Source organism: Sorangium sp. KYC3313 (genome assembly GCF_052075895.1).
GTDB lineage: Bacteria > Myxococcota_A > Polyangia > Polyangiales > Polyangiaceae > Sorangium > Sorangium cellulosum_B.
In genome coordinates this window covers 4,102,969-4,118,292 of the sequence record NZ_CP197255.1, presented here as the reverse complement: position 1 = coordinate 4,118,292, position 15,324 = coordinate 4,102,969, and the positions used below count along the sequence as shown (strand labels likewise).

At 73.4% G+C, this 15,324-nt stretch carries 12 protein-coding genes; 10 read left to right on the top strand and 2 right to left on the bottom strand.

Annotated features, from left to right (window positions below; genetic code table 11):
- Nucleotides 1–9 precede the first annotated feature (9 nt).
- The gene (locus ACSRUE_RS16020; RefSeq protein WP_441291752.1) at nt 10–1,575 is read left to right on the top strand and encodes a dipeptidyl-peptidase 3 family protein; all 1,566 of its coding nucleotides are present in this window, start codon (nt 10–12) and stop codon (nt 1,573–1,575) included.
- 18 nt (nt 1,576–1,593) lie between these two features.
- On the opposite strand, the gene ACSRUE_RS16015 is transcribed toward ACSRUE_RS16020, so the two are convergent.
- Complete coding sequence (locus ACSRUE_RS16015; RefSeq protein ID WP_441291751.1) at nt 1,594–3,291, bottom strand: hypothetical protein; 1,698 nt, start codon at nt 3,289–3,291, stop codon at nt 1,594–1,596.
- Complete coding sequence (locus tag ACSRUE_RS16010) at nt 3,288–4,397, bottom strand: hypothetical protein (protein WP_441291750.1); 1,110 nt, start codon at nt 4,395–4,397, stop codon at nt 3,288–3,290. The genes ACSRUE_RS16015 and ACSRUE_RS16010 overlap by 4 nt, the downstream gene beginning before the upstream one ends.
- 223 nt (nt 4,398–4,620) lie before the next feature.
- On the opposite strand from ACSRUE_RS16010, the gene ACSRUE_RS16005 reads away from it, so the two are divergent.
- The 9 genes from ACSRUE_RS16005 (at nt 4,621) to ACSRUE_RS15965 (ending at nt 15,311) form a co-directional block, all read left to right on the top strand.
- Nucleotides 4,621–5,967, top strand: coding sequence for a serine/threonine-protein kinase (locus ACSRUE_RS16005; RefSeq protein WP_441291749.1), 1,347 nt, complete (start codon nt 4,621–4,623; stop codon nt 5,965–5,967).
- Nucleotides 5,968–6,058: 91 nt separating this feature from the next.
- A complete protein-coding gene (locus ACSRUE_RS16000) occupies nt 6,059–7,045 on the top strand; it encodes an AAA family ATPase (RefSeq protein WP_437524192.1) in 987 nt (328 codons plus the stop codon).
- Nucleotides 7,042–7,950: a DUF58 domain-containing protein gene (locus tag ACSRUE_RS15995; RefSeq protein WP_441291748.1), complete on the top strand. Its 909-nt coding sequence runs from the start codon at nt 7,042–7,044 to the stop codon at nt 7,948–7,950. Before ACSRUE_RS16000 ends, ACSRUE_RS15995 begins: the two co-directional genes overlap by 4 nt.
- Nucleotides 7,947–9,191: a hypothetical protein gene (locus ACSRUE_RS15990; RefSeq protein ID WP_441291747.1), complete on the top strand. Its 1,245-nt coding sequence runs from the start codon at nt 7,947–7,949 to the stop codon at nt 9,189–9,191. Before ACSRUE_RS15995 ends, ACSRUE_RS15990 begins: the two co-directional genes overlap by 4 nt.
- Nucleotides 9,188–10,333: a VWA domain-containing protein gene (locus tag ACSRUE_RS15985; protein ID WP_441291746.1), complete on the top strand. Its 1,146-nt coding sequence runs from the start codon at nt 9,188–9,190 to the stop codon at nt 10,331–10,333. The genes ACSRUE_RS15990 and ACSRUE_RS15985 overlap by 4 nt, the downstream gene beginning before the upstream one ends.
- Nucleotides 10,330–11,472: a vWA domain-containing protein gene (locus ACSRUE_RS15980; protein WP_441291745.1), complete on the top strand. Its 1,143-nt coding sequence runs from the start codon at nt 10,330–10,332 to the stop codon at nt 11,470–11,472. The genes ACSRUE_RS15985 and ACSRUE_RS15980 overlap by 4 nt, the downstream gene beginning before the upstream one ends.
- Nucleotides 11,459–12,538, top strand: coding sequence for a tetratricopeptide repeat protein (locus tag ACSRUE_RS15975; protein WP_441291744.1), 1,080 nt, complete (start codon nt 11,459–11,461; stop codon nt 12,536–12,538). The genes ACSRUE_RS15980 and ACSRUE_RS15975 overlap by 14 nt, the downstream gene beginning before the upstream one ends.
- On the top strand, nt 12,535–14,478 hold the full coding sequence (locus ACSRUE_RS15970; RefSeq protein WP_441291743.1) for a BatD family protein: 1,944 nt from the start codon (nt 12,535–12,537) through the stop codon (nt 14,476–14,478). The genes ACSRUE_RS15975 and ACSRUE_RS15970 overlap by 4 nt, the downstream gene beginning before the upstream one ends.
- Nucleotides 14,463–15,311, top strand: a complete 849-nt coding sequence (locus tag ACSRUE_RS15965; protein ID WP_441291742.1) for a hypothetical protein — start codon at nt 14,463–14,465, stop codon at nt 15,309–15,311. Before ACSRUE_RS15970 ends, ACSRUE_RS15965 begins: the two co-directional genes overlap by 16 nt.
- Nucleotides 15,312–15,324: the final 13 nt, after the last annotated feature.

The window sequence follows — 15,324 nt, the reverse complement described above, 5'->3', positions numbered from 1 at the left end:
GAGGTCCCGATGTTGTCCGAGAAGGTCAAGCAGTTCGCGCCGGCCAGGCTCACCGCGGACATCGGCGCTCTGCCCGAGCCGGAGAGGAGAGCGCTCGGCAAGCTCATCGAGGCCTCGCGGCAGCTCGATCCCGTGTTCGATCGGCAGGCCTACGCCGGGAACCCGGAGCTCCGCGAGAAGCTCGTCGCGGACGGCACCCCGGAGGGGCGGGACAGGCTCGCCTACTTCGACATCATGCGCGGCCCGTGGGACAGGCAGGATCACCACCGCCCCTTCGCCATCGACAGGCCCCATCCTCCCGGCGCCGGCTTCTACCCGGAAGATCTCTCGGCCGACGAGCTCAACGCGTGGGTCGAGCAGCACCCGGGCGACAAGGAGGCCTTCGAGAGCCTGTTCACGCTCATCCGCCGGGACCAGGGCCGGCTCGTCGCCGTGCCGTACAGCCAGGCCTACGCCGCGTGGCTCGGCCCCGCCGGCGCGCTCCTCGAGGAGGCCGCGGCGCTCACCGCGAGCGAGAGCCTAAGACGGTTCCTGAGGTCCCGGGCCGCCGCGTTCCGCTCCGACGACTACTATGCATCCGACAAGGACTGGATGGACCTCGACAGCCGCGTCGAGGTGACCATCGGCCCTTACGAGACCTACGAGGACGAGCTCCTCGGCCTCAAGGCCTCGTTCGAGTCGTTCGTCACGGTGAGCGACCCCGACGCTTCCCGGAAGCTCTCGAAGTACAAGGAGCTCCTCCCGGAGATGGAGCGCAACCTGCCTGTCCCCGAGGACGTGAAGACCGCGCGGGGCGGCGAGAGCCCCATCCAGGTCGTCGACCTCGTGTTCAGCGCCGGCGACGCCCGCAAATCGGTCCAGACGATCGCGTTCAACCTGCCGAACGACGAGCGCGTCCGCGCCGAGAAGGGGGCCAAGAAGGTCCTGCTCCGCAACGTCATCGAGACGAAGTTCGAGCTGATCATGCGCCCTATCGCCGAGCGCATCCTCGACCCGGCGCAGCTCGATCACCTGTCCTCCGACGCGTTCTTCAACGAGACGCTCTTCCACGAGCTCTCGCACAGCCTCGGCCCTGCGTTCACGACCGTGGGCGGGGAGCGGGTCGAGGTGCGGATCGCGCTCGGCCCGACGTACTCCGCGCTGGAGGAGGCCAAGGCCGACGTGATGGGCGCTTACAACGTCCTCTTCATGATCCGGCGAGGCCACTTCGCGGCCGATTTCAGGGGAAAGCTCCTCATCTCCTATTTCGCAGGGCTCTTCAGGAGCACCCGCTTCGGCGTGGCCGAGGCGCACGGCAAGGGGGCCGCGCTCCAGATCAACCGGTTCCTCGAGGAGCGCGCCGCCCGCTTCGACCCGGCGACACGGCGCTTCACCGTCGACGCCGAGGAGCTCGAGGCCGCCATCACCCGCCTCGTCCGCGACCTCTGCATGGTGCAGCACCGCGGCGACAGGCAGGCCGCCGGCGAGCTCCTCGCCAGATACGGAGAGGTCTCGGAGCCGATGCAGCACGCGCTCGGCGGCCTCGAGGGGATCCCGATCGACATCCGGCCGATCTACCCGCTCGCCGGCGAGTGAGCCGCCGGCGAGCGGCGCTCACGGCCCGATCTGCACGAGGAACGCATCGCCGGCGCCCTGGCTCGCGGCCGTGGCTGCCCCGCGATCGAGGAGGCCGTCGAAGCGGCCGGTCACCCAGCCATCGCCGAGCAGATCGACGGCGACGGCCGCGCCGCGCTGCTCGCCCGAGTCGCCGAACGAGCGCAACCAGATCGGATGGCTGGCGGGGTCGAGCTTCGCCACGAACACGTCGGCGGCGCCCACGGCCGAGTGCGCCTCCTCGCCGATGTCGAGGCTCCCCAGGAAGGAGCCGGTGAGGAGGATGTTGCCCGCGAGATCGACCGCGACGGAGGCGCCCTCCTGGTCGGCGTCGTCGCCGAAGTCCTCGCACCACTGCAGGACGCCGTTCTCGTCCAGCCGGATGAGGAAGACGTCCTTGTCCCCATTGCTCGTGAGCAGCGACTCGCCGATGGAGATCGTTCTCCGGAACGAGCCGGTCACGAGGATGTTGCCCGCTCCATCGATCGCCACGCCGACCGCCTCGGCCGCGTTGGTCGCGTCGGCCGCCCTGCTCCAGACGTGGTCGCCCGAGGGGTCGAGCTTCGCGACGAACAGGTTGGTCATGGCGTCGGTGGTGAGCGGCCTCTCGCCCCCGAAATCGACCTCCCGGCTGAACCAGCCGACGACGACGATGTCGCCGTCGCCGTCGACGGCGACGCCGGTACCGGCCTGATCTCCCTGGCCGCCGAACCGCTTGGCCCAGTCGACGTGGCCGGCAGCGTCGAGCTTGACCAGGAAGGCATCGCTCTTGCCGTGGCTCTCCAGGGTGAACCGCTCGCCCCGGCGGCCCTCGCCGAAGTCGAGCGTGCCCGAGAACTCGCCGGTGATGAAGGCGTTCCCCGCCTGGTCCACGGCGACCGCCGCCGCGTGTTGCGTGGCGTCGTCGCCGAACCGCCGGCTGAACTGGTGCGCCCCGGTCGCGTCGAACCGCGCCACGACGACGTCGGCGCGGCGGCCGGCGCCCTCGAGCACGCCGCCGCCGAAATCGACGTCGCCGGCCGCGCTGCCCGCGAGCACCACATCGCCCCCCGGCGCGAGCGCGACCGCCCGGGCGACGCTGTCCGCGAAGCGACGGCCGAACCGGAACCGCCCCTCGCGCCTGGAGGCGTCGCGGGAGAACGAGACGAGGAAAGCGTCCGGCTCGCCGAGCGCGCCCAGCTCGTCCGACGGGCCCGCGCCGAGATCGGTGCTGCCCGACGCCGAGCCGACCACCACGACGGCGTCGGCGGAGGCGGCGATGCCCAGGCCCTGCTGAGCGCCGGCGCCGCCGAGCGCGACGCTGTGCACGGGGTCGCCCGTGCACGCTCGCCCGTCGCAGTTCTCGTCCTCGGGCGTGGCGCAGTTCTCGAACGCGGGCAGCACCTGGCCGACGCAGGCGCCGACGTCCGTCCCGTCGTCGCTGCACGCGGCGACGCCGGCGACGCAGAGGCCGACGCCCTGCGTGCCCTGCGGCCCCGCGTAGCAGGCCGCCTCGGTGAGGGGGACGCAGATCTCCTGAACCTCGCCGCCGCCGCCCGCCCCGCCGCCGCCGCCGCCGCCGCCTCCCCCCTCGCCCACCGGCACGGGATCCGCCGCGACGTCGGGGAACGGCGCGATGAAGGCGCACGCGCCGAGGCCGGCGCAGGCGAGGGCGAGCGCGGCGACGACGCCCGCTCCGGGGCGAGGTGCGCCGCTCACAGCACTCCCCGCACGGCGACCCCGGCGCCGTCCGCGCCGACCCATGGCGCGAGCGCCGCCGGGCGGGGGGCGCGCAGCGCGGGCGCGGGCCGCCGCCCGGCGGCGTCCGGAGGAGCCGCAGGCGAGGAGGACGAGGGCCAGAAGAGGTAGGTGGCGAAGCCGCCCGCGATAACGGCGGCCCCGGTGAGCACCGTGCTCGTGACGGCGAGCGCTTGCCCGCGGTCGCGCAGCGCCTGCCGCTCGCCCAGCGAGCCCGGGGCAGGGTTCTCGTTCTTCTTCAGGAAGCTGTGCCGCACGTCGTACGCCAGGGCGCCCGTGACCACGGCGCCGGCGGCGAGCGCGGCCGCCGTCCCCACGACGACCACCGGCGAGACGCGCGGCCCGGGCGCGGGCGCGCTGGGCAGCGCCTGGCGCGCGGGCGCGCTCGACAGCGGGACCGCGGGCGAGCGCTTGCGGCCGAGCTCGGCCCGCAGCTCGACGACCGCGCCCGTCTCGGCCTGCACCGTCGCCTCGAACCGCGCCGCATAGTTCTCGGCCGCCACCAGGACCCGCCGCGCCCCGGGGCTCACGAGGATGGCCGCGCCGACGAGCGCGGCGTGGATCGGCTCACCGTCGATCTCGACGTGCACGCCGGTCGCGTCCTCGGGCAGCTGCAGGACGATCTGCGACGTCTTCACGCGAAGCTTCTCCAGTCGTGCCCGCGACTCCCTGGCGAGCGCGATCTCGTTCCGCGCGGCCGCGCCGGACGCGGCGAGCTCAAATGCGTTGAGCGCCTCGACGACGTGGCCGAGCGCCTCGTGACAGACGCCGAGGTGATACCAGAGAGGCGGGGACACGACGATCTTGCGGATGCGCTCGTACGTCTCCAGCGCCTCTGCCCACCGGCCGCTGTCCTCCGCGGCGAGGCCGAGCGCGAAGAGGCGCCGCGCGGACGCGAGCTCCGCGGCGCTCGGCTTGTGGGGCGCAACGACAGCCGCAGTGTCGCTCGCGACCGCGGCCGGCGGCGCGCGGCCGGCGTCCTCCGGGGAAGGCTCGGCGAACGCAGCCGGACCGACGCCGACCAAGGCGAAGAATACCACTCCGCCGATGGTGATCCGATGCTTCACCCGCGCCTCCTTCCATCACCAAGCGATAGAGGCAGTCTAACCGTACTCACGCCGGCCGATCCTCGACAACTGGAAAATTGTTTGAGATTGGCGTCCGATCCTGGAACGCTCTTGCACGACCCGCCTGGAACGCTCTCCCACTGTCGGTGAGAGCTTCAGCATGGTCGGACTCACGACGACACAGGAGTCGCAGGTACGAGCTGTGATAGCGCCCGTCGATCTTGTGCCAGGCCAGCTTCTCGGCCGCTATGAGCTGCTGATCGCCATCGCGCAGGGCGGAATGGGGACGGTGTGGGCGGCCCGAGAGCGCGGCGGGGCGGCGGGCGACAAGATCGTTGCAGTCAAGACGATGCTGCCGGCGCTCTCCAGCGATCCGCGCTGCAAGCGCATGTTCCTCACGGAGTCGCGCATCGCCGCCCGGATCAAGCACCCCAATGTGTGCGCGATCCTGGATCAAGGTGAGCAGAGCGGGGTGCTCTACTTCGTGATGGAGTGGATCGACGGCGACGCGCTCGTGGCGCTGCTCGGCGGCAGCACCCGCAAGCAGGGCAGCCCGCTCCCCCTGCCCGTCGCGGTGAGGATCGCGATCGAGGCGGCGCGCGGGCTGCATGCGGCCCACGAGCTACGGGACGACGACGGGGCGCTGGTCGGGCTCGTTCACCGGGACGTCTCGCCGCACAACATCCTGATCACGCGGGACGGCTCGGTCAAAATCGCCGATTTCGGCGTGGCCAAGGCCATGGCGCAGGTGGACAACCCGACGACCAACACCGGGCACATGAAGGGCAAGATCCTCTTCATGGCGCCCGAGCAGGTCTATAGCGAGCAGCTGGACCGGCGGTCCGACGTCTTCGCGCTCGGGATCGTGCTCTATCAGCTGACGACGGGCACGCACCCGTTCGCCGCCAGCCACGACCTCGCGACGATGGCGCGCATCGCGCGGCCCGAGCCGGTCGATCCGCCGGGCCCCCTCGTCCCCGGGTACCCCCCCGCGCTCGAGGCGGCGGTGATGCGCGCGCTGGCCAAGGATCCGGCCGAGCGCTTCGCGACGATGGCCGAGCTCGCGGACGCGCTCGAGGCAGTGGACGCCACCCTCGGCAGCCGCCCTGGCGAGGTCACGGGGTACATCCGCAACGCGCTCGCCGCGCGCGCGTCGCGTCGCACGGCGCTGATCAAGGACGCCTTGCGCGCCGCGGAGGGCAGGGCGCGGGGGCGCACCCCCTCGCGCCTGGACCCGCGCCGCCGCGCCCGGACGATCGCCACCGCGGCGGCGCTCGTCGCCTCGGGCGCGTTGCTCGGGGCGGCGACGCTCCTGTGGATCGGCCTCGGGGAGGGCCCCGGCGCGCCGCCCGTGGCGGTGCCGGCGGCGCCGGCCGTCACGGTGGAGCCGCGCCCGGGGGTCGCCACCGCCGAGCCGCGCGCCCCGGAGCCCGCGCACGTGTCAGAGCCGGCCCCGTCCACCGCGCCCGCGGCGCCGCCGTCCTCCACCCCCGCCGCGAGCGCGAGCCCGCCTCGCTCCCGATCGCCTGCCGAGACCGGGCGCGCCAAATTCCGCGAGCCCGGCTTCTAGCGCGCGCCGCGGCCCCGCCTCGCGCCGAGGAATATTCGAGAGGCGCCGGTTGTCCTCGGGCGGCCGGGCTTGCTATGAGCTCCCACCCGTTATGCACGACGTACGCGCCCTGAACGAGCTGGTCGCCAAAGAGAGCGCCTTCATCGACACCCTGCTGAGCGAGGTCGGCAAGGTCATCGTCGGCCAGACGTACATGATCGAGCGCATCCTCATCGGGCTGCTCACCGGGGGCCACGTCCTCCTCGAGGGCGTCCCGGGCCTCGCCAAGACGCTGACGGTGCGGACGCTCTGCGACGCCATCCACGCGAAGTTCTCGCGGATCCAGTTCACGCCCGATCTGCTGCCCGCCGACCTCATCGGCACCGTCATCTACAACCACCAGAAGGGCGACTTCACCTCGAAGCTGGGCCCGATCTTCGCGAACCTCGTGCTCGCCGACGAGATCAACCGCGCCCCGGCGAAGGTGCAGAGCGCGCTCCTCGAGGCGATGCAGGAGCGGCAGGTCACGATCGGCGACACGACCTACCCGCTGCCGAGCCCGTTCGTGGTCATGGCGACCCAGAACCCGATCGAGCAGGAGGGGACCTACCGCCTCCCGGAGGCGCAGGTCGACAGGTTCATGCTCATGGTCAAGGTCGGGTACCCCGCGCGGGCCGAGGAGCGGCAGATCATCGACCGCACGACGGGGGTGGTCGAGGGCAAGGCCGCGAAGGTGACGACCCCCGAGGAGCTCGTGTCCGCGCGCAAGGTCGTGCGCGACGTGTACATGGACGATCGCGTGAAGGACTACATCGTGGACGTGGTCTTCGCGACGCGCGAGCCCGGGCAGAAGGGGATGCGGGAGCTGAGCAGCCTCATCGAGTACGGGGCGAGCCCGCGCGCCTCGATCGCGCTGGCGCTGGCGGCGCGCGCGCACGCCTTCCTGCGCCACCGGGGCTACGTCACGCCGGAGGACGTGAAGGCGATCGGCCCCGACGTGCTCCGGCACCGGGTCGTCCTGACCTACGAGGCGGAGGCCGAGGAGGTCACGTCCGAGCAGATCGTCCGGCGCGTGTTCGAGGTGGTCGAGGTGCCGTGAGCAAGGCCTCCGGCTCGAAGAACCCGCTGCCGCCGGAGCTCCTGAAGCAGCTCCGGCGCATCGAGATCCGGACGCAACGGCTCGCCAACGAGCAGCTCTCCGGGACGTACTCGTCCGTCTTCAAGGGGCAAGGGCTCTCGTTCCGCGAGGTGCGCGCCTACCTGCCCGGCGACGACGTGCGCTGGATCGACTGGAACGTCTCGGCCCGCATGAGCGAGCCGTTCGTGAAGGTGTTCGTCGAGGAGCGGGAGATGACCGTCATGCTGGTCGTCGACGCCTCGCAGAGCGAGCAGTTCGGCACGCGGCGCGCGTCGAAGGCGCGCGTCGCCGCCGAGATCGCCGCGCTCTGCTCCTTCAGCGCCATCAAGAACAACGACCGCGTGGGCCTCGTGCTCGCGACCGAGGCCATCGAGAAGCTCGTCCCGCCGAAGAAGGGGGACAAGCACGTGATGCGCGTCATCCGGGAGATCCTCGGGCACGAGCCGAAGTACACCGGGACGAACCTGAAGCTCGCGCTCGAGACGCTGGTGAAGGTCGCCAAGCGGAGGAGCGTGGCCTTCGTGATCAGCGATTTCTTCGCCTCCGGCTTCGAGCGCTCGCTCTCGCTCGCGAGCGCCAAGCACGACGTGATCCCGGTGATGCTCGTCGACCCGCGCGACGAGGAGCTGCCCGACGTGGGGCTCGCGACGTTCGAGGACCTGGAGACCGGGGAAGAGGTCGTGGTGGACACCGGCGACCGGGCGGTGCGCGACCACTACCGCGCCGCCATGCGCAAGCTCCGGGGCGACCGCGACAAGCTGTTCAAGAAGCTCGCGCTCGACGCCGTGGTGGTGAAGACCGGCGAGAGCTTCGTGAGCCCGCTGCGCGACCTGTTCGCCAAGCGGGCGCGGAGGCTCAGGCGATGAGGGCGCGTCGCTCGGCGGTCCGCGCCGCGCGCGGCGCGAGCCCGCTCGCGTGGGCCGCGCTGGCGGCGGCGCTCGCGTGCGCGTCGCCGGCACGATCGCAGCCGGACGCCGGCGGCGCCGGAGGGCCCGCCGCTGACGACACCCCGCCGCCGCCTCCGACCCCGGCCCCGGCGGCCACGGAGCGCGGCGAGAGCGTGTGGGCCTCGTGCGCGGAGCACGTGCCGCCCGGCGCGACGCGCCCCCGGATCGAGGAGACGTTCCCGAAGAACGGGTTCAGCGGGTACGCGGCCCACCTCGAGATCACGGTCACGCACGGCAAGGGCGAGACGGTGCTGCCGGAGGGCTTCAAGGTCCAGGGCGACAGCGACGCCGCGCGCGCGATCCAGAAGGCGGGGTTCGTCCTGCCGGAGGCCGACGCGGGCGCGGGGCCGACCAGCACGACGACGGCCACCGACGCCGGCGCCACGACCAGGCTCGTCATCCCGTTCGTCCCGCTGCCCAAGGAGCCCGGGAGGAGCGCCCTCCTGCTGCCGCCGGTGCCGATCGCCGTGTCCCGCGCGAGCGGGGAGCTCGTCACCGTCTGCACCCGGCCGCACGAGATCGTGATCGAGGACCCGATCGCCAACGAGCGGGACCCCAAGGTCAAGCCGAACCCGCCGCCGCGGCCGCAGCGGGAGGAGTGGGTGCTCGCGAAGCAGCTCACGGCCGGCATCCTCATCGGCGCGGCGCTCGGGCTGCTCGTTGCGTGGCTGGTCCGGCGCTGGCTGCGCCGGCCCCGCGTGGTGGTCGCGCCGCCGCCCAAGCTGCCGTGGGTCGCCGCGCTCGAGGAGCTCGAGGCGCTCCGGCGCTCCGACCTGCTCGGCGAGGGGCGGACCGGTGAGTACTTCGACCTCGTGAGCGACTGCGTGCGCAGGTACCTCGGCGCGCGGTACGGCTTCGACGGCCTCGAGACGACGAGCGACGAGATGCGGGACCTGCTCGCGCGGGTGCGCCCGCCCGTGCCGGTGCTGCCGCAGATCGCGCGGTTCCTCGCCGACTGCGATCTCGTGAAGTTCGCGCGCCTCCAGCCGAGCGAGGCCGACTGCCTCACGGCGCTCGACGACGGCGAGAGCATCGTGCACCGCACGACCCCGCCGGCGGCGCGTCCGGGCGACGGCGCCGGCCCCCGGAGCTCGCCCGCCGGCGGGCAGCAGCCGCCCGCTCGCCCGTCCCGGGCGCCAGAGGGAGAGGAGGCGCCTTGAGCCGCACGAAGCGCGCAGCGCTCGCCCTCCTCGCGACGCTCGTCGTCGCCGCGCTCGCCTGCGTGTACCCCTACCTCGCGCGCCGCGACGCCTGGTCCTCGGCGAGCTGGCAGAACCCGTGGTTCTTGCTCGCGCTCGTCGCGGTGCCCGTCGTCTGGTACTGGGGCATCTTCGCGGAGGACGCGCGCAGGCCGCGGCTCCGGCTCGGCACGGTCGCGCCGCTCGCGCGCGGGCCGCGCGGGCTGCGCAGCCACCTGCGCGACCTGCCGGGCGTGCTGCGCGCCGTGGCGCTCGCGCTGCTCGTCCTCGCGATGGGGCGGCCGGTCAGCGTGCTCCGCGAGCAGCGCTCGGACGACAAGGGCATCGACATCGTCGTGGCGCTCGACCTGTCGGGCTCGATGCGCGCGATCCTCGACGCGCGGGCGAGCGACCTCCCTGGCCAGCCGAAGCTGCCGCGCGGCAAGCGGCTGACCCGGCTCGACACGGCCAAGCTCGTCCTCCAGGACTTCATCAGCCGCAGGAGGACCGATCGCCTCGGCGTCGTCGTCTTCGGCAAGGCCGCCTACGTGCTGTCGCCGCCGACGCTCGACTACCACCTGCTGACGCAGATGGTCTCGCAGATGACGCTCAACGTGATCGACGGCAGCGCGACGGCGATCGGCGACGCGCTCGGCACCGCGGTCGCGCGCCTGCGCAGGAGCGACGCGCAGTCGAAGGTCGTCATCCTCCTGACCGACGGCGACTCGAACGCCGGGGCCATCTCCCCCGAGTACGCGACCCACCTCGCGACCTCGCTCGGCGCGAAGGTCTACACGATCCAGATCGGCACCGACGACGAGGTCGAGGTCGAGGACGGCATCGATCTCTTCGGGCAGCCGCGCTACGTGCGCCACCGCTTCCCGGTGAACCCCGCGCTGCTCCAGGAGATCGCGCAGAAGACCGGCGGCGCGTCGTACGTGGCGACCGACGCGAAGGGGCTCGCGGACAGCATGCACGACGTGCTCGACCGGCTGGAGAAGACCCGCTTCGAGGCGTCGAGCGCCGCGTACGAGGATCTCTTCCCGTTCCTGCTCCTGCCGGGGGTGTTCCTGATCGGGCTCGACGCGCTCCTGCGCGCCTGGCTGCTCCGGAGGTTCCCGTGAACTTTGCGGCCCCCTGGTTCCTGCTCGGGACGGCGTTTGCCGCGCTGATCGGCCTCCTGCTCATCCTGGGCGGCTTCGGCGTGGCGCGCGCCATCAAGCGCTTCGGCGACGAGGATCGCGTGAAGGCGCTCACGACCGCCGATCCGGCGAAGCGCCGCGCCTGGAAGGGCGTGCTGCTCGTGCTCGCGACGGCGCTCGCGTTCGTGGCCGCGGCGCGCCCCCAGTACGGCAAGGGCACGCGGCTCGTGCCGGCGACCAACGTCGACGTGGTGGTCGTGCTCGACTACTCGAAGAGCATGTACGCGCGCGACGTCGAGCCGTCCCGCATCTTCCGGGCGAAGGTCGAGGTCGCCCGCCTCATCAAGGATCTCGAGGGCGCGCGCTTCGGCGCGGTCGCGTTCGCCGGCGAGCCGATGGGCTTCCCGCTGACCGCCGACGGCGCGGCGATCGCGCAGTTCTTCCGCCAGCTCGACCCGAACGACATGCCGATCGGCGGCACGGCGATCGCGCGCGCGCTCGACCAGGCGAACGAGCTCCTGAGGCGCGATCCGAAGTCCGCCGAGCACAAGCGGATCATCCTGCTCGTCACGGACGGCGAGGACCTCGAGGGCTACCCGCTGAGCGTCGCCCAGGCGATCGGCGCCCAGGGCACGACGATCCACGTCGTTCAGATCGGCGGGCGCACGCCGGAGCCGATCCCGGAGATCGGCCAGGACGGCCGCATCGTCGGGTGGCGGACGGATCGCCAGGGCAAGCCGCTCACGACCGAGCTGTCGCTGTCGGGCGAGCAGCAGCTCGCGTCGATCGCGCAGGCCACGCCGGGCGGGCAGATCATCCGCGCGGAGAAGGGGACCACGGGCATCGAGACGATCGCCGCGGAGCTCAGGCGGCAGATGAAGAGCGAGCTCTCGGAGCGGGTCGAGACGGTCTACGCGGACGTCTACTTCTACCCGCTCGGCCTCGCGATCCTGCTCCTCATCGCCGAGGTGTTCCTCAAGGACGCTCCGCGCCGTCGCTTCGTGGCGACGCGCCCCGAGGCCGCGCCGAAGCGCGCCGCGTTGCTGAAGGGGCGCCCGCTCGGGGCGGGAGCGGGGCAGGCTTCCGGGGGGAACGCGGGAGGGCGGCATGCCGCGTCGTGATCGCAAGCGCGTGGATCTCGCCGGGTTCTTCGCTCGCCGCGGGCGCTGGATCGCGATCGGGCTCGCCGCCGCGTGCCTCACCGGGGCCGCGTTCTCTGCGGCGACCGGGTGCAGCGGGTGGGATCCGACGTCCCCGTTCGAGCGGAACGCGCCGGCGGTCGACCAGGCGATCCGCGATCTCGACGCGGGCAACCTCGAGTCTGCCGAGCAGGCCCTCCAGAGCTACCTGGGGACGGGCCCGTGCAGCGACGCCGGCATCGGGCTGCCGGACTCCGTGCGCCAGAAGCCGAACGGCTCGTTCGATCTCGGGCTGGCGCTGTTCCATCTGGCCGAGCGCTACGGTCATCGGTTCGGTGACGAGGAGCTCGCGGACGGCGGGCCGGAGCAGGAGCAGAGCGACGCGCTGCGCGGGATCGAGATCGACTGCGCGCTGGTCCTCCTGAAGGCGATCGGGGCCGATCCGAGCGTGCCGGCCGATCTGCGCGCGCGGGCCCGCTACCTCTCGGGCAACCTCGAGTTCTTGCGGCGCAAGTACGAGGACGCCGTGACGTATTACGATCAGGCGCTGGCCATCATCCCCGGGGTCCTCGAGGAGGCCGGCGGCGACGGCGTCGGCCGGGACGCCGCCTGGAACCGGGCGATCGCTCTGCGGCGCATCGAGGACCAGAAGGACGCCGCGCCGCCGGACGCCGAGCCCGATGCCGAGCCCGATGCGCCGCCGGACGCCGAGCCCGACGCGGGCGACGACGGCGGCGACCAGGACGCGGGAGACGCGGGAGACGACGGCGGCGACCAGGACGCGGGAGACGACGGCGGCGACCAGGACGCGGGCGACGACGGCGGCGACCAGGATCAGAGCCCTGACGCTGGCCCGCAGGACCAGACGCCCGACGCCGGCTCACCCGAGCCACCCGAGCCGCCGCGCGAGCAGCCCCAGGAGCCGCCGCAGACCGGCCGGCAGGACGATCGCATCCTCGACCAGCTCGAGGAGGCGCCGACGTATCAGGAGCAGGAAGCGAAGAACAAGGCCGGCATGCGGCGCGGCCGCGGCATGGAGGACAAGTGACGCGCCCGCTCGCGCTCGCCCCCCCGCGCCTCGCGCCGCTCGCGACCGCGCTGCTCGTGGCGTTGCTCGCGTTGCTCGCCCCGCTCCGCGCGCGCGCCCAGCAGCAGCCGGAGCTCTCGGCCCGCGCGAGCTCCACCGACGTCGAGGTCGGCGAGCCGTTCACGGTCGAGGTCAAGGCGCTCGTCGAGCGCGGCGCCGGCATGCCCTCCGATCCGGAGCTGCGTGTCCCGCCCGACCTCTCGATCGTCTCCGGCCCGAGCATCGGGACGCAGATGAAGACCCAGCTCGGGGGCGGCGTCATGATCACGCAGCTGGGCATCAGCGCGACGTGGCAGATCGTCGCGAACAAGCCCGGCCGCTACACCATCCCGGGGCCGACGATCTCGTGGAACGGCAGGCGCCTGCCGGCGGCTCCCATCATGATCAAGGTCGCGCCGGCGAGCGGGCGGCCTCGCCGGCCGAACAACCCGTTCCTGTTGCCCGGCGGCCCGCTGCAGGGCTTCCCGTGGCCGTTCGGCGGCTCGGGCGGCCTCTTCGACGACGAGGCGACCCAGGACGAGCCCGAGCCCGAGGCGACAGGGCTGGCGATGCCGCGCGAGCCGGACCCGGTGGTGTTCCTGCGCGCCATCCCCGACAAGACGACCGCGGTGGTCGGCGAGCAGGTCACGGTCTCGTTCTACCTGTACTTCCGCGAGAACGCCGAGATGACCGAGCCCCGCGCGGCGCCCGCCGCGGACTTCCTTCGCCACCCGCTCCTCGAGGACCCCCGCAACGAGCGGCCCGTGTACACGCGGGTCGGCGGGCACCGCTACGCGGCCCGCCTCGTCGACAAGCTGGCGCTGTTCCCGCTGAAGACGGGCGAGCTGCACACGGGCAGCATGCAGACGCGCATCACCGCGCGCCGGATCGGCGCGCGCGTGCTGCGCGAATCGAACGACGTCGTCGTCAAGGTCACGGAGCCGCCCCTCGCCGGCCGCCCGTCCGGCTATGTCGTCGGCGACGTCGGTCAGTTCACGCTCAAGGCGACGGTGCAGCCGCGCCAGATCGAGCAGGGCGGCTCGGTCGCCGTGACCGTGCAGGTCGCGGGCACCGGCAACTTCCCCCAGTCGCTCCGGGTGCCGGAGCGGACCGGGCTCGAGTGGCTCGACCCGGAGAAGCGCGACGCGATCGAGCCGCGCGGCGGCGCGATCGGCGGCACCCGATCGTTCGGCTACGTCGTCCGGATCCAGGAGAGCGGCGCGGTCAATCTCGGGAAGATCGAGCTCCCCTACTGGGATCCGGCGCAGAAGCGCTACGTGGTCGAGCGCGCCGAGCTCGGCGTCGTCCAGGTCAGCCCGGTGGCTCCTCCGGCGTCGTCCGGGCCGCCGTCCGGGGCGCCTCGAGCCGAGGGCGACGGCGCTGGCCGGGGCGAGCCGTTCGCCGGCATGCCGGGGCTCCGCACGTCGCTCGGCCCGCACGCCCCGCCCGCGACGCTGCCCCTCGACGGCGCGCCGTTCTGGCTGCTCCTGGCCGCGCCGCCGCTCGTCGTGACGCTGTTCGGCGCGGGCGATCGGCTCCTGCGCCGTGCGCGCGATCGCCGCGCGGCGGGCGCGACCTCGCCCGCCCGGCTCGCGGCGATCGCCCAGCGCGAAGCGGAGGAGGCGGCCGCGCAGGGGGATCTCGGGGCGACGGCCGCGGCGGTCGAGCGCGCGGTGCACCGGGCGATCGAGTCCGCGACGGGCCTCCGCTCGCGCGGCGTCCTGCTCGCGGAGCTCCCGGGCGAGCTTGGCAGGCGCGGCGTCCCCGGGCCGCTCTCGTCGCGCGCTTGCGAGGCGCTGGCCGCGTGCGAGGCGATCCGGTTCGAGCCGACCGCGCAGGAGGGCGGCGGCGCCGCCGCCGCGGCGCTCGTCGAGCAGGGCCGCGCCGTCGTGACCGAGCTCTCGCGATGGAAGCCCGCGTGAACGGCCGCCGCAGGCGCCCCCTCGCCGGCGCGCTCCTCCTCGCTGCCGGCCTCGCGGCGGCGCTGCCGTCGAGCGAGGCGCGCGCGCAGCCGGCGGAGCCCCCGGAGGTGCTGTTCCAGGAGGGCACGGCCGCGCTCGGCCGCGGCGAGTACGGCGCGGCGATCGACACGTTCGAGCTGCTCGCCGACCGCGGCTTCGTGCACCCGGACGCGAGCTACAACCGCGGGCTCGCCTACCTCACGCGCGTCCGCGAGGGCGCGGATCGCCCCGGAGACCTCGGCCGGGCGGCGGCCGCGTTCGAGGAGGCGCTGCGGCTCCGTCCGGGCGACGCCGACGCGGATCGCGCGCTGGATCTCGTGCGCGCCGAGATCACCCGCCGGCGCTCGCGCCGCGCCACCGATGCGGTCGACGTGCGCCCGACGCTCGGCCGGGTCATCGTCGGCCTCGCCTCGGAGCGCACCTGGGCGGCGGCCGCGCTCCTCGCGTCGCTGCTCCTCGCCCTGGGCATGGTCCTGCGGCGCCGCCCCGCCGGCCCTGCGCACGTCGCGGGCAGCGTCCTTGCGCCGACGGCGCTCGCCGCGCTGCTCGCGCTGGTGCCGCTCACCTATGCGGCGCGGCACCTCCGCCTCACGACCCGGGCTGGCGTGGTGGTGGTCCCCGAGGTCCGGCTCCTCGACGAGGACGGGCGCGCGCTGCCCCGCGCGGAGCACAGCGCGATCCCCGAGGGTGCGTCGGTCGAGGTCGGCAGGAGATCGGGCGGGCTCGCGGAGGTCCGCTGGGGCGCCACGGAGGGATGGGTCCCGGCGTCGAGCATTCGGCTGCTCGCTCCATGAGCCGCGCCATCGT